The 24,016-nt window shown below is 63.7% G+C and carries 22 protein-coding genes; 14 read left to right on the top strand and 8 right to left on the bottom strand.

The genetic code is table 11. The features are described from left to right. The first annotated feature begins 9 nt into the window (after nt 1-9). Nucleotides 10-1,305, top strand: a complete 1,296-nt coding sequence (locus tag RO069_RS05210; RefSeq protein ID WP_328185717.1) for an adenylosuccinate synthase — start codon at nt 10-12, stop codon at nt 1,303-1,305. 81 nt (nt 1,306-1,386) lie between these two features. On the opposite strand, the gene cmoB is transcribed toward RO069_RS05210, so the two are convergent. Genes cmoB through RO069_RS05190 form a run of 4 tightly spaced genes read right to left on the bottom strand, consistent with a single transcriptional unit; the run spans nt 1,387 to nt 4,560 of the window. Beyond that, on the bottom strand, nt 1,387-2,382 hold the full coding sequence (cmoB, locus tag RO069_RS05205) for a tRNA 5-methoxyuridine(34)/uridine 5-oxyacetic acid(34) synthase CmoB (RefSeq protein WP_442915338.1): 996 nt from the start codon (nt 2,380-2,382) through the stop codon (nt 1,387-1,389). A gap of 19 nt (nt 2,383-2,401) precedes the next feature. After that, a complete protein-coding gene (gene cmoA, locus RO069_RS05200) occupies nt 2,402-3,163 on the bottom strand; it encodes a carboxy-S-adenosyl-L-methionine synthase CmoA (protein ID WP_328185715.1) in 762 nt (253 codons plus the stop codon). A 10-nt stretch (nt 3,164-3,173) separates the two neighbouring features. After that, nucleotides 3,174-3,506: a kinase gene (locus RO069_RS05195; protein ID WP_328185713.1), complete on the bottom strand. Its 333-nt coding sequence runs from the start codon at nt 3,504-3,506 to the stop codon at nt 3,174-3,176. Between the two features lie 34 nt (nt 3,507-3,540). Continuing rightward, nucleotides 3,541-4,560, bottom strand: a complete 1,020-nt coding sequence (locus RO069_RS05190; protein WP_328185711.1) for a serine/threonine protein kinase — start codon at nt 4,558-4,560, stop codon at nt 3,541-3,543. Between the two features lie 81 nt (nt 4,561-4,641). Here RO069_RS05190 and RO069_RS05185 point away from each other — a divergent pair, with 81 nt between their 5' ends. Next, nucleotides 4,642-5,745: an NAD(P)/FAD-dependent oxidoreductase gene (locus RO069_RS05185; protein WP_328185710.1), complete on the top strand. Its 1,104-nt coding sequence runs from the start codon at nt 4,642-4,644 to the stop codon at nt 5,743-5,745. Here the strand turns inward: RO069_RS05185 and RO069_RS05180 are convergent. Next, nucleotides 5,686-6,534, bottom strand: coding sequence for a ComF family protein (locus RO069_RS05180; protein ID WP_328185708.1), 849 nt, complete (start codon nt 6,532-6,534; stop codon nt 5,686-5,688). The genes RO069_RS05185 and RO069_RS05180 overlap by 60 nt on opposite strands. 49 nt (nt 6,535-6,583) lie before the next feature. Here RO069_RS05180 and bioB point away from each other — a divergent pair, with 49 nt between their 5' ends. The 8 genes from bioB to RO069_RS05140 all read left to right on the top strand — a co-directional run bounded on the left by bioB (nt 6,584) and on the right by RO069_RS05140 (nt 15,346). Continuing rightward, on the top strand, nt 6,584-7,639 hold the full coding sequence (gene bioB, locus RO069_RS05175; protein ID WP_328185707.1) for a biotin synthase BioB: 1,056 nt from the start codon (nt 6,584-6,586) through the stop codon (nt 7,637-7,639). Continuing rightward, nucleotides 7,639-8,820, top strand: coding sequence for an 8-amino-7-oxononanoate synthase (gene bioF, locus RO069_RS05170; RefSeq protein WP_328185705.1), 1,182 nt, complete (start codon nt 7,639-7,641; stop codon nt 8,818-8,820). The genes bioB and bioF overlap by 1 nt, the downstream gene beginning before the upstream one ends. A 122-nt stretch (nt 8,821-8,942) precedes the next feature. Then, nucleotides 8,943-9,647, top strand: coding sequence for a dethiobiotin synthase (bioD, locus tag RO069_RS05165; RefSeq protein WP_328185704.1), 705 nt, complete (start codon nt 8,943-8,945; stop codon nt 9,645-9,647). A gap of 255 nt (nt 9,648-9,902) precedes the next feature. Continuing rightward, nucleotides 9,903-10,148, top strand: coding sequence for a flagellar biosynthesis protein FlgE (locus RO069_RS05160; protein WP_328186190.1), 246 nt, complete (start codon nt 9,903-9,905; stop codon nt 10,146-10,148). 21 nt (nt 10,149-10,169) lie between these two features. Next, nucleotides 10,170-10,871 carry a putative metalloprotease CJM1_0395 family protein gene (locus tag RO069_RS05155; RefSeq protein ID WP_328185703.1) on the top strand — a complete coding sequence of 234 codons (702 nt, stop codon included), beginning with the start codon at nt 10,170-10,172 and terminating at the stop codon, nt 10,869-10,871. 244 nt (nt 10,872-11,115) lie between these two features. Further along, on the top strand, nt 11,116-12,915 hold the full coding sequence (locus RO069_RS05150) for an acyl-CoA dehydrogenase C-terminal domain-containing protein (RefSeq protein ID WP_328185701.1): 1,800 nt from the start codon (nt 11,116-11,118) through the stop codon (nt 12,913-12,915). Nucleotides 12,916-13,155: 240 nt separating this feature from the next. Next, nucleotides 13,156-14,946 carry an acyl-CoA dehydrogenase C-terminal domain-containing protein gene (locus RO069_RS05145; RefSeq protein WP_328185699.1) on the top strand — a complete coding sequence of 597 codons (1,791 nt, stop codon included), beginning with the start codon at nt 13,156-13,158 and terminating at the stop codon, nt 14,944-14,946. Between the two features lie 136 nt (nt 14,947-15,082). Beyond that, complete coding sequence (locus RO069_RS05140) at nt 15,083-15,346, top strand: hypothetical protein (RefSeq protein ID WP_328185698.1); 264 nt, start codon at nt 15,083-15,085, stop codon at nt 15,344-15,346. A gap of 4 nt (nt 15,347-15,350) precedes the next feature. Here RO069_RS05140 and holA read toward each other — a convergent pair whose 3' ends face one another. From holA to leuS, 3 genes are read right to left on the bottom strand one after another with little or no spacing between them, the layout of a single operon-like run. After that, nucleotides 15,351-16,352 carry a DNA polymerase III subunit delta gene (gene holA / locus RO069_RS05135; protein WP_328185697.1) on the bottom strand — a complete coding sequence of 334 codons (1,002 nt, stop codon included), beginning with the start codon at nt 16,350-16,352 and terminating at the stop codon, nt 15,351-15,353. Next, nucleotides 16,349-16,906, bottom strand: a complete 558-nt coding sequence (locus RO069_RS05130; protein ID WP_328185695.1) for an LPS-assembly lipoprotein LptE — start codon at nt 16,904-16,906, stop codon at nt 16,349-16,351. The genes holA and RO069_RS05130 overlap by 4 nt, the downstream gene beginning before the upstream one ends. Before the next feature lie 33 nt (nt 16,907-16,939). Then, entirely contained in the window at nt 16,940-19,525 is a 2,586-nt protein-coding gene (leuS, locus tag RO069_RS05125) for a leucine--tRNA ligase (RefSeq protein WP_328186188.1), read from the bottom strand. A 227-nt stretch (nt 19,526-19,752) separates the two neighbouring features. Between leuS and RO069_RS05120 the strand changes: the two genes are divergently transcribed. The 4 genes from RO069_RS05120 to ung all read left to right on the top strand — a co-directional run bounded on the left by RO069_RS05120 (nt 19,753) and on the right by ung (nt 23,865). Further along, nucleotides 19,753-20,310, top strand: coding sequence for a zinc ribbon-containing protein (locus RO069_RS05120; RefSeq protein ID WP_328185693.1), 558 nt, complete (start codon nt 19,753-19,755; stop codon nt 20,308-20,310). A 132-nt stretch (nt 20,311-20,442) separates the two neighbouring features. Then, nucleotides 20,443-21,538 (top strand): peptide chain release factor 2 gene (gene prfB / locus RO069_RS05115; RefSeq protein WP_328185692.1). Its coding sequence is split into 2 segments (ribosomal slippage): nt 20,443-20,514 and nt 20,516-21,538, totalling 1,095 coding nucleotides; the frame shifts between segments, so codons are not numbered across the junction. 56 nt (nt 21,539-21,594) lie between these two features. Continuing rightward, nucleotides 21,595-23,127, top strand: a complete 1,533-nt coding sequence (gene lysS / locus RO069_RS05110; protein ID WP_328185690.1) for a lysine--tRNA ligase — start codon at nt 21,595-21,597, stop codon at nt 23,125-23,127. A 3-nt stretch (nt 23,128-23,130) separates the two neighbouring features. Beyond that, nucleotides 23,131-23,865: a uracil-DNA glycosylase gene (ung, locus tag RO069_RS05105; protein WP_328185687.1), complete on the top strand. Its 735-nt coding sequence runs from the start codon at nt 23,131-23,133 to the stop codon at nt 23,863-23,865. The last annotated feature ends 151 nt before the right edge of the window (nt 23,866-24,016 follow it).

Genomic DNA, 24,016 nt, shown 5'->3' with positions numbered 1-24,016 from the left:
GAGATTGTCATGGGAAAGAACGTCGTAGTGCTGGGCACCCAATGGGGTGATGAAGGCAAAGGAAAGATCGTCGACCTGCTCACCGACCAGGTGGCGGCCGTGGTGCGTTTCCAGGGAGGCCATAACGCGGGTCACACCCTGGTGATCGAGGGCAAGAAAACGGCACTGCACCTGATCCCCTCCGGCATCCTGCGCAAACATGTCCAGTGCCTGATCGGCAATGGCGTGGTGCTGTCCCCGGATGCCCTGCTCAAGGAGGTGCGCCAGCTTGAGGACAGCGGCGTTGCGGTCCGTGACCGGCTGCGCATCAGCTATGCCTGTCCGCTCATTCTGCCGACCCATATCCGCATCGACCAGGCCCGTGAACGGGCCCGGGGCAATGACAAGATCGGTACCACCGGTCGTGGCATTGGTCCCGCCTACGAGGACAAGGTGTCCCGCCGTGGCCTGCGCCTGGGCGACCTTCACAACCCGAAGGTCTTCGAGGAAAAACTGCGGGAGATCATGCACTACCATAACTTCGTGCTCACCGGGTACTTCGGGGAAGAGCCCGAGGACGTGGATCAGGCCCTGGCCACCCTGAAGGAAATGGGTGACGAGATCCTGCCCATGGCCGCCGATGTCACCGACCTGCTGCACGACTACCGCAAGCGCGGTGAGAACATCCTGTTCGAGGGGGCCCAGGGCTCCCTGCTGGACATCGACCTGGGAACCTACCCCTACGTCACCTCCTCCAATACCACCGCGGGCGGTACCGCCACCGGCTCCGGTTTCGGCCCCCTGTTTCTGGACTATGTGCTGGGTATTACGAAGGCCTACACCACCCGGGTGGGTTCCGGGCCGTTCCCCACCGAGCTGTTCAACGACCTGGGCCAGCACCTGGCGGTCAAGGGCAATGAGATTGGAACCACCACCGGCCGCTCCCGTCGCTGTGGCTGGTTTGACGCCGTAGCCCTGCGCCATGCCATCCAGATCAACAGCGTGTCCGGCATCTGCCTGACCAAGCTGGATGTGCTGGATGGTATGGATTCCGTCAAGGTGTGCGTGGGCTACAAAACGCCGGATGGCGAGATGAGCCGCCCGCCGATCAATTGCGAGGAATACGGCCTGATCGAGCCGGTGTACGAGGAGCTGCCGGGCTGGAGCGAGAGCACCGTGGGGCTGACCAGCATGGATCAGCTTCCGGCCAACGCCCGGGCCTACATCCGCTTCCTGGAGGAGCAGATCGAGGCGCCCATCGACATCATCTCCACCGGCCCGGACCGGGTGGAGACCATTACCATGCGTCATCCGTTCGGGGCCTGACCCCGAGCTGGGAAGCATGATAACAAAGCCCCTGGAGTGGTCACCGTTCCGGGGGCTTTGTCGTTGTGGGGAATGGTCAGGCTAGCCGGGCTTGCGGGCGATCACCGTGGCCCGCCGTGGGCCGGGGTAGCCCTCGATGGTCAGGGTGGGGTCATTGGGATCCAGGAAGTGCTCCAGGGACTGGAACCGCATCCAGTCCGTGGACCGTTGCTCCATCGTGGTGGTGACCGTGACATCCACCACCTCGGCTCCTTCCAGGCCGGCCCTGGCCATCCACCGCAGCAGGGTGGGGCAGGAGGGCAGGAACCAGACGTTGCGCATGCGTCCGTAACGGTCCTCCGGCATCAGGGTATAGCCTTCCGGGCCCTCCACCACCAGGGTTTCCAGCACCAGTTCTCCCCCTGGTCTCAGGGTGTCCTTCAGCTCCAGCAGGTGGTCGATGGGGGAGCGCCGATGGTAGAGCACCCCCATGGAGAAGGTGGTGTCGAAGTATTCCAGGGGGCGGGGAAGGTCCTCAATGCGCAGGGGCAGCAGGTCCACCGGGGCCGTGGGCTGGTATCGCTTGACCGCCAGGAACTGGCACAGGAACAGCAGCCCCGGATCAATGCCGATCACCTCCGCCGCGCCGGCCCCGAACATGCGCCACAGGTGGTAGCCGGAACCGCAGCCCACATCCAGGACGCGGCGACCTGACAGGTCCGACAGGGCGGGCGCCACCCGGTCCCATTTCCAGTCGGAGCGCCACTCGGTGTCGATGTGGGCGCCGAAGAAACGAAACGGCCCCTTGCGCCAGGGCATCAGTCCCCGCAGCCCTTTCTCCATTTTCTCCGCTTCCGGCGATGACAGGGGAACCAGGCTATCCACCGTTACCTCGCTACGGTCACCGTAGACCATCGCGTCCTGCCGGTCGGGCAGGTGATCAAGGGCATCCTGCCAGCGTGGCAGGTCGCCGTGGGGGTTCTCCACAAAGCGACGGTATAGCTGGGTGCGGATGGCATCCGCCCAGTCCTGCCAGCCTTCCTTCTCCAGGCGCAGTAGCATGTCTGACCAGGTGGTCTGCCAGTTGAACTCCACCATGGTGTTATTCACTCCTCAATCAGGCCGGCTTGAAGGCCAGCATGGATACAAAATTAAAGCATTGGTACCAGACCATGATGTTCCGGAAGCCGGCCTGTTCCAGCCTGGCCTGGTGTTCCGCCAGGGTTTCGGGGATCAGCACCTGTTCCAGGGCGGAACGCTTCTGGCTGATCTCCAGGTCGGAGTAGCCATTGGCCCGCTTGAACTCATGGTGCAGCCGGGTCTGGGTGTCCTGCTCGGCGTCGTCCTCGAAACGGACCTTTTCCGACAGGATCAGTACGCCCCCCGGCCGCGTGGCCTCGGCAATGCGGGTCAGCAGTTCCAGGCGCCGGTCGGGATCCACGAACTGCAGGGTGAAGTTCAGAGTGGTCACCGAGGCATCCGTGAGGGGCGTGTCCAGGATATCCTCGCAACGTAACACCACGGGTTGGGGATGGTCGTCCAGGGCGATGTAGTGTTCGCAGCGCTCGATCATGGCGTCGGAGTTGTCGACGCCCACCAGGGTGCAGCCGGATGCCGGCATGCCATGGCGCATGGCCAGGGTCGAGGCCCCCAGGGAGCAGCCCAGGTCATAGCAGTGGGAGCCGGGCTGGACGTACTGCTCGGTGATCACCTCGATCATCGGGATGATGGTGGTATAGCCGGGCACGGAGCGCCGGATCATGTCCGGAAACACCCGGGCCACCGAAGCATCGAAACGGAAGTCCTGCCGGGGCTGGTCGGCGGCGTACAGGGTGTCCAGCGCCTGGGCCGGTTTGGCCGTCCTGTTGCGGTCTGTCATGGCGCCTCCGTTACTCCCGGGCCTGTATGGCGGTCGGATGGCAGCGTACGCCCCGGTTCTTGTAGTCCACCAGGATGCCCTGGTATCCGGGGTCCGCGTCGGCGGCAATGGCCAGGTAACCATCCTGGCAGACGGCGTGCAGTTCCGACGACCTGGAGGACATGCGGAAGGGCTGGTCCGGCGTGATATGGATGGCTTCAAACTCGCCCACCGGCACATGGTCCTTGTTGTCGCTGTGGCTGATCCTGCCACTCATTTCCAGCACCGCGACCGTGGCGATGATGCTGACCACGGCGGTGGCAATCAGGCTGCGGATGGTAAAACGGGCCTCGCGTTGGCTCATGGTGTCTCCGAATGCGAATGTGTGTCAGGCGGGGTTAATACTGGCCGGGAATGGTCAGCACTGGCCCCTGCAGGGCCGCGAGCTGTTCCCGCAGCGACAGAACCTGGTCGGACCAGAACCGGGGCTGGGCAAACCAGGGGAAGAAGCGGGGGAAGGCCGGGTCGTCCCAGCGCTGGGCCAGCCAGGCACAGTGGGACAGTTGCCGGTAGCAGCGCAGGGGTTCGACCAGGTAGCGTTCCCGGCGGTTGAAGTCCCGGAACATCTCATAGCCTTCCAGCAGTTCGCCGAACTGGAGGCTGCGTTCATGGCCGTCCCCGTTCAGCAGCAGCCACAGGTCCTGTATGGCCGGCCCGCTGCGACAGTCGTCCAGATCCACAAACAGCAGTTGCTCTTCCCGCACCAGGATATTGCCGGCGTGGCAGTCGCCGTGGAGGCGGATACTGGTGAGTTCGCCGGCTTCATCCACCAGCCGGGCACAGGCGTCGATCAGGTCCGGGATCAGGCTATCCCAGGCCGGGCGCAGGTCATCCGGAACCCAGCCATTGTCCGTCAGATAGGCACTGAAATCAGTGATGGCGGGCAGGATCGACATCGCCGGCCGGTGCTGGAAGGGCTGGCTGGCACCAATGTTGTGAAGCTGACCCAGCCACTGGCCCAGGCGGTAGAGGGTATCCGGTGTGCTGGTGTCGGGGGCCTGCCCGCCCCGTTGGGGGAAGACCGCAAACAGGAAGTCGCCGCCGCGACCCAGGGTGTCGCCGGAGGGCAGTCTCATGGGGGCCACCACGGGTACGTCCGCGTCCTCCAGTTGCAGGGTGAAGGCATGTTCCTCGCGGATCTGGGCCTCGGTCCAGCGCCCCGGTCGGTAGAACTTGACGATCACCGGCGGCCGGTCGTCCAGCCCCACCTGGTATACCCGGTTCTCGTAGCTGTTGAGGGCAAACAGCCGGCCACTCACGGGAAAACCCTCGTCTTCCACCGCATCCAGTATGATATCCGGTTTCAGGCTGTCGTAGGGATGGCTGCTGGTGCTGGCCGCTTGGTTGTCCGAGGACATGGTGCTCCCGATACTTTGATAGGATAAGTGAGACAGTATACCGGTTCCGCTGCTCACAGATCATTAGCCCGGAGGAATGACTTGGAAACCCTGGAAATCGATACGGTGGTGATCGGCGCTGGCGTGGTGGGCCTGGCCGTGGCCCGTGAGCTGGCACAGGCGGGCCAACAGGTGATCGTGCTGGAACGGGCCGGCCACTTTGGCGAGGGTATCTCGTCCAGGAACAGCGAAGTCATCCATGCCGGACTCTACTATCCGAAGGGTTCCCTCAAGGCGCGCCTGTGCCTGCAGGGCAGGGAGTTGCTCTACGACTATTGCCGGCATTTTCCGGTGGGCCACCGACAGACCGGAAAATGGATCATTGCCAGCGACCAGGGCCAGCACGAGCGGCTGGAGCAGGTGCACCGGGCCGCGACGGACAACGGGGTTGAGTTGCAGGTGGCGGAAGGGGCGTCTCTGGAACGGGCGTTGCCAGGGGTGAAGGCCACCGCCGGGCTGTTCTCGCCCCGCACCGGCATTGTCAGCAGTCATGACCTGATGGTATCGCTGCTCGGTGAACTGGAAGCCGCCGGGGGCCAACTGGTGTGTCATGCCCCCGTGGAGGCTGCCCACAGCGATTATGCCATGCACCGGCTGACGGTTGGCGGGGCCTCGCCCTGCGAGGTGCGGTGCCGGCGGGTGGTGAACGCCGCCGGCCTGGAGGCGGTCGAGGTCGCCCGATCCTGGTCCGGCCTTGATACGGCGGCCTGCCCGGAAGCGTACTATGCTCGCGGTGCCTACTTTTCCTACAGCGGGCGACACCCGTTCAACACCCTGATCTACCCGGTGCCGGAACCCGGCGGCCTGGGCGTCCACCTGACCCTGGACCTGGCCGGTCAGGCCCGGTTCGGACCGGATGTGGAGTGGGTGCCGGCGCCAGACTACACGGTCGATCCAGAGCGCCGCCAGGCCTTCGCGGCGTCGGTCAGGCGCTGGTGGCCAGCTCTGGATCCGGCCCGGCTACAGCCCGCCTATGCCGGCGTCAGGCCCAAGCTGGCAGGCCCGGACAGCGGTTTCGTGGATTTCCGCATTGATGACGAACGCCTTCATGGTGTTCCGGGAGTGGTTCACCTGTTCGGTATCGAATCACCGGGCCTGACCGCCAGCCTCGCCATCGCCCGCCATGTGCGGGAACGACTGGCCTGACCGGTCGTGTGCCGGTGTCCGGGCCAGGGCCCAGATCTCCACCGTCCTGGCACCGTGACGGTGCAACAGGGAAGCCAGGGTGCGGGCGGTGGCGCCGGTGGTGACCACATCGTCCACCACCGCCACGTGCCCGGGCACCGTCCCGTTGACCTCGAACACCCCCCTGAGGTTCGACAGTCGTTGTCGCCGGTCCAGCCCCGACTGGGCGACCGTGGCCCGGACCCGTTGCAACAGGTCGTCCGTCCAGGGGATCCCGGTGCCGAGGCTGATGGCCTCGGCGATTTCCGCCGCCTGGTTGAAGCCACGTTTGCGCTGGCGCCTGCGGTGCATGGGCGCTGCGACCAGTAGCTGCGGTCGCCGGTCGGGTTCTTCTGCCAGCATATCCTTTACTTGCGTCACATAGTTCGCCAGCAGGGGGCGGGCGAACTGCCGCTGGCCACGGTACTTATAGCGGCCAATCATCCGGTCCACCGGGAACTGGTAGCGCCAGGGAATGAAGGCCCGCCCGAAGGCCGGCGGACGCTTGAGGCATTCGCCACAGACCAGGCCGGGCCCCGGCGCCGCAAGCACCAGGGGCAGGCCGCACCGGAAGCAGGCGGTGGTGTTGGCCGGCAGGTCCTTGCGGCAACCCTCACACAGTCCGTTCGAGGACTGGGGCGCCAGGCAGGAGACGCAAAGGTCGGGCAGTATCCGGTGACTGTCACCGGTGGCTGGAAACCGGGGCTGTCCGGTGATCTGGTTAACCAGATGTCGAAATCCGGTTGACAGGGAGGCGAGGGGCTTTATCATGCGGTTTATCCGTAAACCTGATTCGCGCAAAAGTTAACAGGATAACCCCATGACTGCTACTGCCATCCGACACGACTGGTCCCTTCAGGAAATCAACGATCTGTTCGCGCTCCCCTTCAACGACCTGATTTTCAGGGCCCAGGGTGTCCACCGGCAGCATTTCGACCCCAACGAGGTCCAGGTCAGCACCCTGCTGTCCATCAAGACCGGCGCCTGCCCCGAGGACTGCAAATACTGTCCCCAGAGCGGCCATTACAACACCGGTCTGGAAAAGGAAAAGTTGCTGGAGATTGACAAGGTGGTGGCGGAAGCCAGGGCCGCCCGTGAAAAAGGCGCCTCACGTTTCTGCATGGGCGCTGCCTGGCGCAGTCCCACCAAGAAGGATATGCCCTACGTCACCGAAATGGTCCGCCAGGTGAAGTCCCTGGGCCTGGAAACCTGCATGACCCTGGGCATGCTCAACGACGACCAGGCCACCGAACTGGCCGACGCCGGGCTGGATTACTACAACCACAACCTGGACACCTCCGAGAAGTACTACAACCACATCATCACCACCCGCACCTACCAGGACCGCCTGGACACCCTGGAGCGGGTGCGCAAGGCCGGTATGAAAGTCTGCTGCGGTGGCATCATGGGCATGGGCGAGGACGCCGATGACCGCTCCGGGCTGCTGATGCAACTGGCCAACCTGCCGCACCATCCGGAAAGTGTGCCCATCAACATGCTGGTCAAGGTGGCCGGTACCCCGATGGAAGACGTGGAAGACCTGGACCCGTTCGAATTCGTGCGCACCATCGCCGTGGCCCGCATCCTGATGCCCCAGTCCCACGTACGCCTGTCCGCCGGTCGTGAAGACATGAACGACCAGATGCAGGCCCTGTGCTTCCTGGCCGGCGCCAACTCCATCTTCTACGGCGAGAAACTGCTGACCACCGCCAACCCGGAAGCGGACCACGACCGTCAGCTGTTCAACCGCCTGGGCATTCGTCCGGAGGAGCGCGCGGTCAAGCATTCCGAGGAGGAGCAGGAGGAAGCCCTGGTCCACGCCCTGGAAGAAGAGCGCAACCGTCACCTGTTCTACGACGCCGCCAAGAGCGCGTGATGCGCGATTTCGCCGCCGAACTGGAGCAGCGCCGGGAAGCCGGGCTCTACCGCATCCGCCGCCAGATGTCCGGCCCCCACCAGCCGCGGCTGACCGCGGACGGTGAGCCGGTACTGGCCTTCTGCTCCAACGACTACCTGGGCCTGGCCAGCCATCCGGAACTGGTGGCGGCCGCCAGCGCGGGCCTCGACGACCATGGCCTGGGCGGCGCCGCTTCGCACCTGATCTGCGGTCACCACAGCGAACACCACCGCCTGGAGGAGAAGCTGGCGTCGTTCACCCGCCGCTCCGGTGCCCTGTTCTTCTCCACCGGCTACATGGCCAATGTCGGCGTGATCACCGCGCTGGCGGGGAAGGGCGATACCATCTTCTCCGACGCCCTCAACCACGCCTCCATCATCGACGGCTGCCGCCTCAGTGGCGCCAAGGTCCGCATCTATCCCCACTCGGATACCGCAACCCTGGCCGAACAACTGGCGGCAACCGACGGACACAAGCTGGTGGTCACCGACGGCGTGTTCAGCATGGACGGTGACATCGCCCCCCTGCGGGAACTGGCGGCCTTGTGCAAACGCCATGACGCCCTGCTGGTGGTGGACGACGCCCACGGTTTTGGCTGCGTCGGCCCCGAGGGCAGGGGCTCAGTGCTGCAGGCAGGCCTGTCCGAGGAAGACGTTCCCCTGGTGGTGGGCACCCTGGGCAAGGCCTTCGGCACCAGCGGCGCCTTCGTCGCTGGCCCACCCATGCTACTGGACTACCTGGTCCAGAAAGCCCGCTCCTACATCTACACCACCGCCATGCCGCCGGCCCTGGCCACCGCCTCCTGCCGCAGCGTTGACCTGGTGGAACAGGACGAACACCGGCGCGGGCACCTGGCCCGGCTGATCAACCGCTTCCGCTCCGAAGCGGCGATCATGGGCTATGAGCTGATGCCCTCGGCCACCCCCATCCAGCCCATCATGATTGGCGATCCCCACGAAGCGGTACGCCTGAGTGGCGAGCTGGAAAGACGGGGCCTGCTGGTCACCGCCATACGACCGCCAACCGTCCCCCAGGGGGAGTCCCGGCTGCGGGTCACCTTCAGTGCATCCCACACCGAAGAGCAACTGGATCAACTCCTGACCGCCCTTCGTGAATGTGCCCCCCAGGCCGTCGTGGACCGGGCCCTGACCCATGCCTGAAGCCCTGTAGTCCGACAACAGCCGGCATGTCATTATTCACGAACACCATGCAAGCCGTTCCTGCGTTGCGCCTGTCCCACCCGTAAGGCAGGCGCAATAACCATCCACCGGAGGACCGAATCTTGGCCAGACGAACCTACTTTGTCACCGGCACCGATACCGAAGTCGGCAAGAGCGTTGTATCGGCCGCCATCCTGCAGAAAGCCGCCGACCTGTCCCTGCGCACCGTGGCCATGAAACCCGTGGCCTCCGGCTGCGAACAGACACCGGACGGCCTGAAGAACGAAGACGCCCTGCTGCTGATGGAGCACATGACCGAAGTGCTGCCCTACGAACAGGTCAACCCCATCGCCCTGGAACCGGCCATCGCACCCCACGTCGCCGCCATCCAGGCCGGTCGCACACTCTCCGCCCAACGCCTGGTGGGCCTGGCCCGGGGCCTGATGATGAAGCCCGCCGACCTGATGCTCATCGAAGGCGCCGGCGGCTGGCGGGTCCCCCTCAACGAACGGGAAACCTACGCCCGGGTCCCCAACGAACTGGGCCTGGGCGTCATCGTCGTGGTCCCGCTGCGCCTGGGCTGCATCAACCACGCCCTGCTCACCGTCGAAGCCATCCGCCATGACGGCCTCACCGTGGCCGGCTGGGTGGCCAATCGCCCTGATGAAGCCGTCATGAGCTGTGAGGAAGAAACCCTGGATTTCCTGAAGGGGCATATGGGGGCGCCGTGCCTTGGTGTACTGCCATGGTCTCCGACGTCGGATATCAAGGCGCTGGCGGGGGAGTTGGATATTGAGCCGTTACTGGGTAGGGCTTCTCCGGTCTAACAGCATTGGGAGTTTTCCCCGGGGTATGGGAACAAGTGACCGGTATCGCTTTCTGGGACCTTCGAAAACATGGACGTTTTCGAAGAGCCTACAGGGAAGTATTCACGGCGTGTCCCAGAAAGCGATACCGGTTGCTTGTTCGTGCTCCCAAGTTAAAAAAGCCAGCAACATTCCGTAACCAAACCTGTTTGAAATATATACACTCCTGTGGCCCAATATACCCTGGTGATGAGTCCAGGAGACCGCAGTCCCATGATGATCAACAATGCACTGAACATCGGCATCCAGGGTGTCCAGGACGGCATGCGCGGCATGGACGGCGCCGCCCGGCAAATCGCCCGTGGTGGCGTTTATGGCCTGCGCGGCACCGCCGACGGCAGCGGCGGCCTGATCGAGCCCATCACCGACCTCAAGCTTTACGAGCGCAGTGTTGAAGCCTCCGCCCAGGTCGTCAAGACCGCCGACGAAACCCTCGGCACACTCCTCGACGTCCAGGCATAACGACAACCCACGGATCCGGCCATGGCAATCTCATCCGCCTTGCCTACCGCTAACCCCTTCCCGGTACAACCGGTGGTGGGGCGTGGCACCGTGCAGCCCGTAACCGGCTCCGAAAGCCGCAATATCGCCGAATCCCGCAACCCTGAAACCGCCCGTGCCGCCGACGAGCCCTCTGAAGCCAGGGGAGAGCGGGGCGAAAAACAGCGCCCCGACGGCGCCAGCGAAAAAACCGCGCAGAACGGCCAGCAACTGGACGAGGCCCAGCTCAAGGAGCTCCGGGAACTCAAGACCCGGGACCGGGAAGTGCGAGCCCATGAACAGGCCCACCAGGCCGTTGGTGGCCAGTACGCCGGCTCCATCAGCTACACCTACCAGCGGGGCCCGGACGGCAACCAGTATGCCATCGGCGGGGAAGTATCCATTAGCACCTCCCCCGTGCAGGGAGACCCCCAGGCCACCATCGAAAAAATGCGCACCGTCCGCGCCGCCGCCCTGGCGCCCGCGGAACCCTCCGGGCAGGATCGGGCCGTGGCCGCCGAAGCCATGCAACTGATGCTGCAGGCCCAGGTGGAACTGACTTCCGAAAACCGCGAAACCGGAGAAGCCTCCCAGGACCGTGAACCCGGTCGCAGCCAGAGTATCAGCGCCTCCAATACCTACCGGGACGTTTCCGGTATGGTTGACCCCGCCAGTGACAGGCCCGCCTTCCAGGCCGTTGCCTGAAGCTTTCCATCCGCCGGTTTTTTGCCCCCCAACAACTGTCTGTAGTGTGTGAAAAGTCTTGACAAGGCGACGCCTATAAACGTATGTTTCAAACAGCCGTTTGAAGCGCCCATTACAATGTTGCCCCGCGCCGCTGTCAAAGTGCTTCAAACCCGGGACCTTCCGGTTACGGGAGTGGCCGGTTCAACCAGATATACCATCAGGCCCGATGTGTCGTCGGACCGGATTGATTTGAGGTGATTTCATGCCCGAGTACAAAGCGCCCCTGCGCGATATTCAGTTTGTCATGAACGAGCTGCTTGGCAGCGAACAGCACTATGCTTCCCTGGAGGGGGCGGAAGATGCCACCCCGGATATGATCAGTGCCATCATCCAGGAAGGGGCCAAGTTCAGTGAACAGGTACTCTCTCCGCTCAACCAGGTGGGTGACCGTGAAGGGTGCACCTGGAGCGAGGACGGCGTGAAGACCCCCACCGGCTTCCGTGAAGCCTACCAGCAGTACGTGGAAGGCGGCTGGCCCTCCATGACCTCCGACCCCGAATACGGCGGCCAGGGCCTGCCCAACTCCGTGGGCATCGTGATGAGTGAGATGGTCGGCACCGCCAACTGGTCCTGGGGCATGTACCCGGGCCTGAGTCACGGCGCCATGAACACCGTCGAGGCCCACGGCACCGAAGAACAGAAGCAGACCTACCTCAGCAAGCTGGTCAGCGGCGAATGGACCGGCACCATGTGCCTGACCGAGCCCCACTGCGGCTCCGATCTGGGCACCCTGCGCACCAAGGCCGAGCCCAACGCTGACGGCACCTACAGCATCACCGGTACCAAGATCTTCATCTCCGCCGGCGACCACGACATGGCCGACAACATTGTCCATATCGTCCTGGCCCGTCTGCCGGGCGCACCGGAAGGCACCAAGGGTATCTCCCTGTTCATCGTGCCCAAGTGCCTGCCCAACGACGACGGTTCCGCCGGTGAGCGCAATGCCGTGTCCTGTGGCTCCCTGGAGCACAAGATGGGCATCCACGGCAACGCCACCTGCGTGATGAACTTCGATGGCGCCAGGGGCTGGCTGATCGGGCCGGAGAACAAGGGCCTGAACTGCATGTTCACCTTCATGAACACCGCCCGTATCGGCACCGCCATCCAGGGTCTGGGGGCCGCCGAGCTGGGCTTCCAGGGTTCCCTGGCCTACGCCAAGGAGCGCCTGGCCATGCGTTCCCTGTCCGGTCCCAAGAACCCGGACGGTATAGCCGACCCGATCATCGTGCACCCGGACGTGCGTCGCATGCTGCTGACCCAGAAGGCCGTCGCCGAAGGCGCCCGCGCCCTGATCTACCTGGCGGCACAGCAGTCCGACATCGTGCTGCAGGGCAAGACCGAGGAAGAGCGCAAGGCCGCCGACGCCATGCTGGGCTTCCTGACCCCGATCGCCAAGGCTTTCCTGACCGAGATCGGCTACGAGTCCGCCAACCTGGGAATGCAGGTGTTCGGCGGCCACGGCTTCATCTCCGAGTGGGGCATGGAACAGAACGTCCGTGATGCCCGGATCGGCATGATCTACGAGGGCACCACCGGTATCCAGGCGCTGGACCTGCTGGGCCGCAAGATCCTGATGACCCAGGGCGAGGCGCTCAAGCAGTTCACCAAGATTGTTCACGTGTTCTGCAAGGAAAACGCCGACGACGAACAGCTGAAGGAATTCATCGAGCCGCTCCAGCGGATCAACAAGGAGTGGGGCGAGATCACCATGAAGCTGGGCATGACCGCCATGCAGAACCGTGAGGAAGTGGGTGCCGCCGCGGTGGACTACCTGATGTACTCAGGCTACGCGGTATTCGCCTACCTGTGGGCCCGGTCCGCCAAGGTGGCCCTGGACGCCATGCGTGAAGGGACTCCGGAAGAGGCCTTCTACAACGCCAAGGTCCAGACCGCGCGCTTCTACTTCAAGCGCCTGCTGCCGCGTACCCGCACCCATGTGGAAACCATGTTTGCCGGTGCCGATACCCTGCTCGACATGCAGGAAGAGCACTTCGCGTTCTGAGGATCGCAACCTGAGTGAGACCCTGGTGACCTCCCGGTGGCCAGGGTCGGATCCAGGCGTCCTGCGGATTTCGGCCTCAGGCCAGTCCAGCCCGCGCTCCGCCAGGACGCGGGCTTTTTTGCGGGCGTTTCAGGCTGCCCCAAAGGCGGTGGATGCGGTAGACTGATCCCCCTTTTATGTTGTGAGAAAGCCCCGTAAAGAGGGCGTTATCCCCCATACCAATAGACTGGAGAAAACACGATGGCTGACTATAAGGCTCCGTTACAGGAAATCCGTTTCGTCATGAACGAGGTATTTGACGCCCCGTCGCTCTGGGCATCAATGCCCCGGCTGGCGGAACGGGTCGATCCGGACACCGCCGACGCCATTGTCGAGGAGGCCGGCAAGGTCACCACCAATGTGATTGCCCCCCTGAACCGGGAAGGCGATGAGCAGGGCTGTCAGTGGGACAACGGCGAGGTGACCACGCCTGAGGGCTTCCGGGAAGCCTACCAGACCATCGTGGAAGGTGGCTGGAACGGCTTGGGTGGCAACCCGGACTTCGGCGGCATGGGCATGCCCAAGACCCTGGTCGTCCAGTTCGAGGAAATGCTGCAGGCCTCCAACATGGCCTTTGGCCTGGCCCCCATGCTCACCGCCGGTGCCTGCCTGGCCCTGGACGCTCACGGCAGCGAGGCACTGAAGGAAAAGTACCTGCCCAACCTCTATTCCGGTGTCTGGTCCGGGTCCATGGACCTGACCGAGCCCCACTGCGGCACCGATCTGGGCATCATGCGCAGCAAGGCGGAGCCCCAGGAAGACGGCAGCTACCGTATCAGCGGCACCAAGATCTTCATCACCTGGGGTGAGCATGACATGGCCGAGAACATCGTCCATTTTGTGCTGGCCAAGCTGCCGGACGCCCCCAAGGGGCCAAAGGGTATCTCCCTGTTCCTGGTGCCCAAGTTCCTGGTCAACGGTGACGGCTCCCTGGGTGAGCGCAACGCCTTCAGTTGCGGCTCCCTGGAGAAGAAGATGGGCATCAAGGGCTCGGCCACCTGCGTGATGAACTTCGATGGTGCCACCGGCTGGCTTGTGGGTGAGGAGAACAAGGGCCTGGCGGCCATGTTCACCATGATGAACTACGAGCGCCTGGGGGTGGGTATCCAGGGCCTGGCGGCGGCGGAAGCCTCGCTCCAGAGTGCCCGGGAATACGCCTTCGAGCGGATCCAGAGCCGCGCCCCCACCGGCGCCCGCGAGCCGGAGAAGGCCGCCGACCCGCTGGTAGTCCACCCGGACGTACGTCGCATGCTGCTCACCATGAAAGGCTACGTGGAGGGCGGTCGTGCCTTCTCCACCTATGTCGGCCAGTGGCTGGACGTGGCCAAGTTCTCCGATAACGACGAGGACCGGGAACGGGCGGAAGGCCTGGTGGCCCTGCTGACCCCCGTTGCCAAGGCGTTCCTGACCGACCGTGGTTTCGACATGTGTGTCCTGGGCCAGCAGGTGTTTGGCGGTCATGGCTATATCCGCGAGTGGGGCCAGGAGCAACTGGTCCGTGATGCCCGTATCACCCAGATCTACGAGGGGGCCAACGGCATCCAGGCCCTGGACCTGATGGCCCGCAAGGTGGTGGGCAGCCAGGGCAAGCTGTACGAGCTGTTTGCCGGGGATATGGCCGACTTTATCGAGAAAGAGCAGGGCAATCCGGCCCTGGCACCTTTCCTGGCGCCCCTGGCCGCTGCCCTGGAGCGCCTGTCCGATGTCACCGAGCAGGTGGTGGCCCAGTCCAAGGACGACCCCAATGCCCCCGGGGCAGCCTCCGCCGACTACACCAACCTGTTCGGTATGACCGCACTGGCCTACATGTGGGCGAAGATCGTGGTGGCCGCCGCACCGAAGGCGGAGGGGGACAGCTCCGGGTTCTATACCGGCAAGCTCAAGACCGCCCGTTTCTACTACGAGCGCCTGCTGCCCCAGACCGTGGCCCTGGCGGAGAGTATCCGCAGCGGTAGCCATTCCATGATGGAGCATGCCGACAACGAGTTCTGATTCAGATCAAGGTATTGTCAGAAATCCCACAAGAGGCCGGCCATTGCCGGCCTCTTGTGTTTCCGGGGTATTGACACCATTTCCGCAACAGGCGCATGTTTAAGTTCGCTCAATCATTGTTGCCAAGGAGGTAACCATGAGCATGAAAGATGACCTGAACAAACTCTCGGAGACCGTCAAACAGTATCGTGATGAACTCAGGGTCCAGCTCCACCTGGCCCGGCAGGACGTCCGCGACGAATGGGACGACCTGGACGAGTACTGGGAAAAATTCCGCCAGAAACTGGATGACATCCGTCACGATGCCGAGGATGTGGGCGAGGAAACCCGGGAAACCGCCCACAAACTGGGTGAGGAGCTGAAAGCCGGGTATGAGCGGATCCGCAAGCGGCTGAAGTAACGGCTTACTGCCGCAGTAAAGCCGCCAGGTCGGACAGGTGGTGCCAGGGCGGCAGGTCACCAAAGCCCTTGGCGGCCCGGTCGGCGTCGCTGCACAGGTTCAGCGCCTGATGCAGGCGGGCGGTGTTCAGCCGGCGGGCGGCCTGCTCAATGGCCCGGGCCCGCTGGGGCTGGAATACGCCGTTTTTCTTCAGGAAGGTGCCGGGCACCTCCCGCTTTTTCATGGCCTGCTGCAGTTCCAGGGTCACGTTGAGATCCCGCACCAGCATGGCCAGCAGACCCAGGGGATTTTCCCCTTCCTGCCTGAGTGAGGTGATCACTTTCTGGGCGTGGGAGGCGTTGCCCGCCAGCAGGTCGGTGATCACCTCGAAAATATTGAAGCGGGCGCTATACTGCACCGCTTCCTCCACCACATCTTCGTTGATGGTCTTGTCCGGTGTCAGCAGTTCCAGGCGGTCCAGTTCCTGACTGGCGGCCAGCAGGTTGCCTTCCAGCCGTTCCGCCAGCAGGTTGAGGGCACCCTGGGTCAGGGTCAGCCCCCGGGACCGGGCCCGCTGCTGCAGCCAGCCTCCGAACTTGTCGTTGTCGATGGGCCAGACGGTCACGTGGACGCCGGCTTTCTGGAGCTGCTTATACCACTTGCGCTTGGTTTCGGCGGCGTCCAGGCGGGCACTGATCAGCAGCAGGAGGATATCGTCGGCGGGTTCCAGCAGGGCCTGCTCGATCACATCGCGACCGTCTCCCAGTTTGCCGGAAGGCAGGTGGATCTCGATGCGGCGGCGTTCCGCAAACAGCGACATGGCTCCCAGCTCGTCCCGTACCGAGCCCCAGTTCAGGTGCTGGTCGGCATGGTAGACCTGGCGGTCATTAAAGCCGGCGTCCCGGGCCCTGGCGCGGATCTGGTCGCAGGCTTCCTGCACCAGCAGGGGTTCGTCCCCGGACACCAGGTACACCGGCGCCAGGGATTTCTCCAGGGCCTGTGCCAGTTGCCCGGGGTTGATCTTCATTGTGACGGCTTCTGTTGCTGATCTTTGGTGGCTTCCAGGATCTCGTCGATCCGCTCCTGGTCGAAGGACACCAGCCGGTAGCCGATCTGTCGTACCAGGCTGTCGTAGAGCTGGCGTTCAATCTCCTCCCGCTCCCGGCGCTTGGCCAGCACGCTGGTGGAGTCGAAGCGATAGCTCTGGGAAGCGCTGACCTCGGTTTCCGGCAGCAGGGGGATGCCCTCACGGGTCTGCAGGACCACGCTGACGGTCTGGCGCAACTCGTACTCCGCCGCTTCCGCCTGGGCGGTGATGGCGCTGGTACGCTGGTTCTGGCGGAAGTCGCCCAGCAGGAGCAGGTGGGCGGCCTCTTCCCGGCTATCGGCGAGTTGCACGTCGCCGATGGTGAACTGGGATTTCAGCGAGTTGCACAGTTCCGTGGGAACGCCATCATGACACCCAACCCAGATGGGCTGCAGGGCGGAGGGCACCGGTGAGGCGCCCCGCAACTGGAACCCGCAGGCACTGACCAGCAGGGTCAGCAGGGCGAGGGTGGTGGCGTGTCTGAGCTGTTTCATTGCCGTCTCCCGGGGCTGACCTGTCGGTATCGGTTAGTTGGCGACCACGTTAACCAGTTTGCCTGGCACCACGATGACCTTGCGTACCGTCTTGCCCTCGGTGAAGCGGGTGACGTTGTCGTGTTCCAGGGCCAGCTTTTCCAGGTCGGCCTTGCCGATATCGGCGGGTACATCGGCCTTGGCGCGCACCTTGCCGTTCACCTGCAGCACCACCTGGATCTGGCTGCGCACCATGGCGCTTTCATCGGCCACGGGCCAGCGGGCGTCCACCACCGGCTCCTCATGGCCCATGGCTTCCCACAGGGTATGGCAGATATGGGGCGCGATGGGGGAGAGCATCAGCACGGCGGCATCCAGGGCTTCCTGGATCACGGCACGGTCCTGCTCGTCCTTCGGCTCCAGCCGGGCCACTTCGTTAAGCAGCTCCATCACGGCGGCGATGGAGGTGTTGAAGGTGAGGCGGCGGCTGATGTCGTCGCTGACCTTGGCAATGGTCTCATGGGTCTTGCGGCGCAGGTCCCTGCGGGCGTCGTTCAGTTGTTCCACGTCAATGGCCGCCACCGGGCCTCCGCCGGTGTGTTCGCGCACCAGCCGCCACAGGCGCTTGAGGAAGCGGTTGGCCCCCTCCACGCCACTGTCGGACCACTCCAGGGACTGTTCGGGGGGAGCGGCGAACATCATGAACAGGCGAACGGTGTCGGCCCCGTACTGGTCGATGATGGCCTGGGGATCGATACCGTTGTTCTTGGACTTGGACATCTTGGTGACGCCGCCGATCTCCACCGGCTGGCCGTCTTCCCGATGCACAGCTTTAACCACCTGACCCTTGGTGTCCCGCTCGACAGTAACGTCCGCCGGGGCGATCCAGGTGGTCTTGCCGGCGTCGTCGGTGCGGTAGTAGGTCTCCGCCAGCACCATGCCCTGACACAGCAGACGATTGAAGGGCTCGGAGCTGGTCACCAGGCCCACGTCCCGCAGCAGTTTGTGAAAGAAGCGCGCGTAGAGCAGGTGCAGGATGGCGTGTTCGATACCGCCGATGTACTGGTCCACCGGCAGCCAGTAGTTGGCCGCGGACGGGTCCAGCATGCCCTTGTCGTAGTTGGGGCTGCAGAAGCGGGCGTAATACCAGGAGGACTCCATGAAGGTGTCGAAGGTGTCCGTCTCCAGGGTGGCGGGCTGGCCGTTATAGTCGGTCCTGGCCCACTCCGGGTCCGCCTTGATGGGCGACTGCACGCCGTCCATCTCCACATCCTCCGGCAGGCGCACCGGCAGTTGGTCATCCGGCACCGGCATCTCGGTGCCGTCTTCCAGGGTCATCATGGGAATGGGCGCGCCCCAGTAGCGCTGGCGTGATACGCCCCAGTCCCGCAGGCGGTAGTTGACGGTGCGTCTGCCAATGCCGTGCTTTTCCAGGTAATCGGCGATGGCCTCGAAGGCCTCCTCGCTGGTCAGGCCGCTGTAACTGCCGGAGCACACCAGGGTGCCTTTCTCGGTAAAGGCCTCTTCCTGGACATCGAGCTCGCGGCCGTCAAGGGCGGCGATGACTTGTTGGATGGGCAGGCGGTACTTGCGGGCGAACTCATGGTCCCGCTCATCGTGACCCGGTACGGACATCAGTGCGCCGGTACCATAGTCGGCGAGTACGAAGTTGGCGACCCACACCGGAATCTCTTCCTGGGTGAGCGGGTGGATGGCCTTGTGGCCGGTATCGATGCCCTTCTTTTCCATGGTCGCCAGCTCGGCTTCGGCCACCTTGCTGTTGCGGCACTCCTCCACAAAACGGGCCACGTCGGAGTGCTCTTCGGCGGCCTGCTTTGCCAGCGGGTGCTCGGCGGACACTGCCATGTAGGTGACGCCCATCAGGGTGTCCGGACGGGTGGTGTACACGGTCAGGCCATCGTCACGGTCCTTGAGCGGGAAGGTCAGCTCGGTGCCCACGGACTTGCCGATCCAGTTGCGCTGCATGGTCTTGACCTGTTCCGGCCAGTCTTCCAGGTCGTCCAGGTCGTTGAGCAGTTCCTCGGCGTAGTCGGTGATGCGGATGAACCACTGGGGAATCTTCTTCTGCTCCACCACCGCGCCGGAACGCCAGCCTCGGCCATCCACCACCTGTTCATTGGCCAGAACGGTCTGGTCCACCGGGTCCCAGTTGACCGTGGACATCTTCTTGTAGACCAGCCCCTTCTCGTACAGGCGGGCGAAGAACCACTGCTCCCAGCGGTAGTAGTCCGGATCGCAGGTGGCCAGCTCCCGGTTCCAGTCGTAGCCAAAGCCCAGTTGCTTGAGCTGCTGCTTCATGTAGTCGATGTTGGACCGGGTCCACTTGGCAGGAGCGGACTTGTTGGCAATGGCGGCGTTCTCGGCGGGCAGGCCGAAGGCGTCCCAGCCCATGGGCTGCATCACGTTCCTGCCCTGCATGCGCTGGTAACGGGAAATCACGTCGCCAATGGTGTAGTTGCGCACGTGGCCCATGTGCAGCTTGCCACTGGGGTAGGGGAACATGGACAGGCAGTAGTACTTGGGTTTGCCGGGCTCCTCCTTCACCGTGAAGGTGTCGTTGTCTTCCCAGAATTTGCGGGCATCCTGTTCAACATCGCGGGGATTGTATTGCTCGTCCATTCCTGCCATTGCCGTGCGTTACCTTGTGTCGAAAGGGGTGTAGGGCCCCTGTCAGAAAAGTGTTGTCAAATGGGCCGGACATTCTAACGTACTGCAGGCGCAACAGGTAGCCTGCCGGTGTGAGCGGCCCGACCCGTTCCGGAAGGCCCTCTCCCCGGCGCGATTCCGCACTTGTTCAGTGGCCCTGATGTGCCACACTGAAAGAAACCCGGTAGCGAGGAGTTGCCATGACCGAGCAGAACAGGAAACAGCAGCCAAAACAACTGTCTGAACAGGCACTCAAGGCCTATGACCGGATGCTGGAGCGGGTGGAGGCCCGCCTGGCGGAGACCGAGGAACGGACTCTGGATACCCTGCGTGAGGAAATTGACGACGCGGTGGAGTTCGAGACCGAGCTCAAGCGCCTGACCCGGGACGAGGCCAGCCTGCTGGCCGCCTACCTGCGCCGGGACCTGGAGCACCTGGTGACCTATGTGGAAGGCACCGGCGAGGGCCTGAAGGAATGGCTGCAACTGGACCTGTCACTGCTGGAGCACAAGCTGGCGGACATGCTGTTCTCCATCGCCGACAAGACCCGCCTGGACACCCTGGAGCTGGACCAGAAGCTCCACAACGAGAACATCACCCACTACCTCTCCGGCGAGGTGGCCACCGCCGGTATGTTCCGCTGCCTCAACTGCGGCCACATGAAATGCCTAACGGCCACCAGCCAGATTGCCCCCTGCGAGGCCTGCGAGAGCCATTACTTCGAGCGGGTGACGGGGCAGTGGCCGGAACCGGAATAACCCCTGGTCCGGCGTGATCTCCCGATTTTGGTGGAGACGCGTTGTGGAAGGCTGAAAGCAGGCTGAATTGCCACCGATTTTCCGGTAGAATTCCGGCCCTGTTTTCATTCGACCATAACGAGTAAGGGCTCCATGGAAATCAATCCCATTGTTACGAAGATCAAGGAACTTCGTGAGCGCACTGAAGCGCTCAGGGGGTATCTTTGACTACGATCAACGTAGTGAACGCCTGACCGAAGTCGAACGCGAGCTGGAACAGCCTTCCGTGTGGGACGATCCGGACCGGGCCCAGGCCCTGGGCAAGGAACGCGCGGATCTGGAACTGATTGTCCGCACCATCGACAACCTCACCACCGGCCTCGACGATGCCGACAGCCTGCTGGAAATGGCCGCCGAGGAAGAGGACGAGGGCACGGTGGCCGATATCCAGTCGGATCTGGACGCGCTGGACCGGGAACTGGAAAAGCTCGAATTCCGCCGCATGTTCTCCGGTGAGATGGATGCCAACAACGCCTACCTGGATATACAGGCCGGCTCCGGCGGTACCGAGGCCCAGGACTGGGCCAACATGCTGCTGCGCATGTACCTGCGCTGGGCCGAGCGTCGTGGCTTCAAGGCCGAGATTGTCGAGCTGCAGGAGGGCGACGTGGCCGGCGTCAAGAGCGCCACCATCCATGTCCAGGGTGACCATGCCTACGGCTGGCTGCGCACCGAGACCGGCGTGCACCGCCTGGTGCGCAAGTCGCCGTTCGATTCCGGTAACCGCCGCCATACCTCCTTTTCATCGGTCTTCGTGTCACCGGAAGTGGATGACAGCTTCGAGATCGAGATCAACCCGGCGGACCTGCGAGTGGACGTGTACCGGGCCTCCGGCGCCGGTGGTCAGCACGTCAACCGGACCGAGTCCGCGGTGCGACTGACCCACAACCCCACCGGTATCGTGGTGGCCTGTCAGGCCGGTCGCAGCCAGCACCAGAACAAGGACCAGGCCATGAAACAGCTCAAGGCCAAACTGTTCGAGCGGGAGATGCAGGAGCGCAACGCCGAGAAGCAGAAGCAGGAAGACGCCAAGTCCGACATCGGCTGGGGCAGCCAGATCCGCTCCTACGTGCTGGACGACAGCCGCATCAAGGACCTGCGTACCAAGGTGGAAACCAGTAACACCCAGACCGTGCTGGACGGCGATATCGACAAGTTCATCGAAGCCAGCCTGAAGATGGCGCTGTAATAAGCGGCGCCATCGACCGTATCAATCCGGAAACCCCGACCTACTTGTGAGCCGACATGACTGATCACAACCCGAACGCCACCCATTCCGAGGACAACAAGCTGATTGCCGAGCGCCGGTCCAAGCTGGCCGAATTGCGTGAGGGCGGCAATCCGTTCCCCAACGACTTCCGCCGCGACGCCACCGCTGCCGAGCTGCAGGAGAAATACGGGGATAAATCCAAGGAAGAGCTTGCCGAGCTGAACATCCAGGTGGCCATCGCCGGTCGCATGATGCTCGATCGTAAGGCGTTCAAGGTGGTCCAGGACATGACCGGTCGCATCCAGGTGTATGCCTCCAAGGACGTGCAGAAGGACACCAGGCACTGGGACCTGGGGGACATTATCGGGGTGCGCGGTACCCTGTCCAAGTCCGGCAAGGGCGACCTCTATGTGACCATGGATGAGTACGTGCTGCTCACCAAGTCCCTGCGCCCGCTGCCGGAAAAGCACAAGGGGCTGACCGACACCGAGGCCCGCTACCGTCACCGGTACGTGGACCTGATGATGAACGAGGAAAGCCGGCGGGTCTTCCAGGCCCGGTCGAAGATCATCAACGTGATGCGCCAGTACTTCACCGAGCGGGATTTCACCGAGGTGGAGACACCCATGCTGCAGGTGATTCCCGGTGGCGCCACCGCCAAGCCGTTCGTGACCCATCACAATGCCCTGGGTATCGACATGTACCTGCGGATCGCCCCGGAGCTGTTCCTCAAGCGCCTGGTGGTGGGCGGCTTTGAGCGGGTGTTCGAGATCAACCGCAACTTCCGCAACGAAGGCCTGTCCACGCGTCACAACCCGGAATTTACCATGGTGGAGTTCTACCAGGCCTACGCGGATTACAACGACCTGATGGATCTCACCGAGGACATGCTGCGTACCATCGCGAAGAGGGTACTGGGTACCACCACGGTGACCAATACCCGGACCCTGTCTGATGGCACCGAGGAAACCGTCGAGTACGATTTCGGCAAGCCCTTCGAGCGTCTTACCGTGGTGGATGCCATCCTGCGTCATAACCCGGACATCACCCGGGAACAGCTGGCGGATGACGCCAGCGCCCGCCGGGTGGCCAAGGATCTGGGCATCCAGCTGAAGCAGGGCTGGGGTCTGGGCAAGGTGCAGATTGAGATCTTCGAGGCGACGGCGGAACACCGACTGATGCAGCCCACCTTCATCACCGATTATCCGAAGGAAGTGTCGCCCCTGGCCCGCTGCAAGGACAGTGATCCCTTCGTCACCGAGCGTTTCGAGTTCTTCGTGGGTGGCCGCGAGATCGCCAACGGCTTCTCGGAGCTCAACGACGCCGAGGATCAGGCCGAGCGCTTCCTGGCCCAGGTGGCGGAAAAAGACGCCGGCGATGACGAGGCCATGTTCTACGACGAGGACTATGTCATGGCGCTGGAGTACGGCCTGCCGCCCACTGCCGGCGAGGGCATCGGTATTGACCGCCTGGCCATGCTGCTGACCGATTCCGCGTCCATCCGCGATGTCATCCTGTTCCCGGCCATGCGCCCTGAGCACAAGGCCGGCCACGGGCAGGAGGGATAAGCCATGACCCCGGCCGAAGGACTGGCGCAGCAACTCCGGCCCGACCGGGGCTGGGACCAGTATCTTGCCGATGAATTCCGCCAGCCCTACATGGCGCAGCTGGCGGAGTTCCTGGCCAGCGAGGAACGGGCCGGCAAGGTGCTGTTCCCGGAGAGTCGGCATTGCTTCAATGCCCTGAACAGCACGCCGCTGGATCAGGTCAAGGTGGTGATCCTGGGACAGGACCCGTACCACGGCCCGGGCCAGGCCCACGGCCTGTGCTTCTCGGTGCGGCCCAATGTGCAGGTGCCGCCTTCACTGGTGAACATCTTCAAGGAAATCCAGGACGACCTGGGCATCGCGCCGCCGGACCATGGCTGCCTGCAGCCCTGGGCCGAGCGGGGTGTGTTACTGCTCAATGCCGTGCTGACCGTGGAGCAGGCCAATGCCGGCGCCCACCAGGGCAAGGGCTGGGAGCTGTTCACCGACCGGGTCATCGAGACCATCAACCAGCGCCGGGAGGGCGTGGTGTTCCTGCTCTGGGGCAGCTACGCCCGCAAGAAGGGCCGCATCATCGACCGCAACCGTCACCTGGTGCTGGAAGGCCCGCACCCCTCCCCACTGAGTGCTTACCGTGGCTTCTTCGGCTGTAAGCATTTCTCCCGTGCCAACCAGTGGCTGCAGGAGCGGGGTCAGCCCGCTATCGACTGGTCCCTGCCCAATAAGGCGGAGCTGCTGGAGCGTTACCGGAAGAAGTAGGGGCTGCTGAGACAGGGCAGTGGAGTGGGGCGTTCCCCCCTCTCCCCAACCCCTCTCCCTCGTTGGGGAGAGGGGCTACACGGCACTCGCGTCGTTCATCCCCTCTCCCCAACGAGGGAGAGGGCCAGGGAGAGGGGGAGCGCCCGCAGGG

Source organism: Marinobacter sp. OP 3.4, from assembly GCF_036224885.1.
Classification (GTDB): domain Bacteria; phylum Pseudomonadota; class Gammaproteobacteria; order Pseudomonadales; family Oleiphilaceae; genus Marinobacter.
Note: the sequence above shows the minus strand (reverse complement) of the source record. Positions and strands in the feature narration are given on the sequence as shown.

Bases quoted from the DNA above. Each gene is read 5' to 3' on its own strand.
- cmoA (WP_328185715.1), bottom strand. From the start codon at position 3,163: ATGACAGACCGCAACAGGACGGCCAAACCGGCCCAGGCGCTGGACACC.
- RO069_RS05160 (WP_328186190.1), top strand. From the start codon at position 9,903: ATGATCAACAATGCACTGAACATCGGCATCCAGGGTGTCCAGGACGGC.
- RO069_RS05140 (WP_328185698.1), top strand. From the start codon at position 15,083: ATGAGCATGAAAGATGACCTGAACAAACTCTCGGAGACCGTCAAACAG.
- RO069_RS05210 (WP_328185717.1), top strand. From the start codon at position 10: ATGGGAAAGAACGTCGTAGTGCTGGGCACCCAATGGGGTGATGAAGGC.
- RO069_RS05190 (WP_328185711.1), bottom strand. From the start codon at position 4,560: ATGTCCTCGGACAACCAAGCGGCCAGCACCAGCAGCCATCCCTACGAC.
- leuS (WP_328186188.1), bottom strand. From the start codon at position 19,525: ATGGACGAGCAATACAATCCCCGCGATGTTGAACAGGATGCCCGCAAA.
- ung (WP_328185687.1), top strand. From the start codon at position 23,131: ATGACCCCGGCCGAAGGACTGGCGCAGCAACTCCGGCCCGACCGGGGC.
- RO069_RS05150 (WP_328185701.1), top strand. From the start codon at position 11,116: ATGCCCGAGTACAAAGCGCCCCTGCGCGATATTCAGTTTGTCATGAAC.
- bioF (WP_328185705.1), top strand. From the start codon at position 7,639: ATGCGCGATTTCGCCGCCGAACTGGAGCAGCGCCGGGAAGCCGGGCTC.
- lysS (WP_328185690.1), top strand. From the start codon at position 21,595: ATGACTGATCACAACCCGAACGCCACCCATTCCGAGGACAACAAGCTG.
- RO069_RS05120 (WP_328185693.1), top strand. From the start codon at position 19,753: ATGACCGAGCAGAACAGGAAACAGCAGCCAAAACAACTGTCTGAACAG.
- RO069_RS05195 (WP_328185713.1), bottom strand. From the start codon at position 3,506: ATGAGCCAACGCGAGGCCCGTTTTACCATCCGCAGCCTGATTGCCACC.
- RO069_RS05145 (WP_328185699.1), top strand. From the start codon at position 13,156: ATGGCTGACTATAAGGCTCCGTTACAGGAAATCCGTTTCGTCATGAAC.
- cmoB (WP_442915338.1), bottom strand. From the start codon at position 2,382: ATGGTGGAGTTCAACTGGCAGACCACCTGGTCAGACATGCTACTGCGC.
- RO069_RS05130 (WP_328185695.1), bottom strand. From the start codon at position 16,906: ATGAAACAGCTCAGACACGCCACCACCCTCGCCCTGCTGACCCTGCTG.
- holA (WP_328185697.1), bottom strand. From the start codon at position 16,352: ATGAAGATCAACCCCGGGCAACTGGCACAGGCCCTGGAGAAATCCCTG.
- RO069_RS05155 (WP_328185703.1), top strand. From the start codon at position 10,170: ATGGCAATCTCATCCGCCTTGCCTACCGCTAACCCCTTCCCGGTACAA.
- RO069_RS05180 (WP_328185708.1), bottom strand. From the start codon at position 6,534: ATGATAAAGCCCCTCGCCTCCCTGTCAACCGGATTTCGACATCTGGTT.
- bioB (WP_328185707.1), top strand. From the start codon at position 6,584: ATGACTGCTACTGCCATCCGACACGACTGGTCCCTTCAGGAAATCAAC.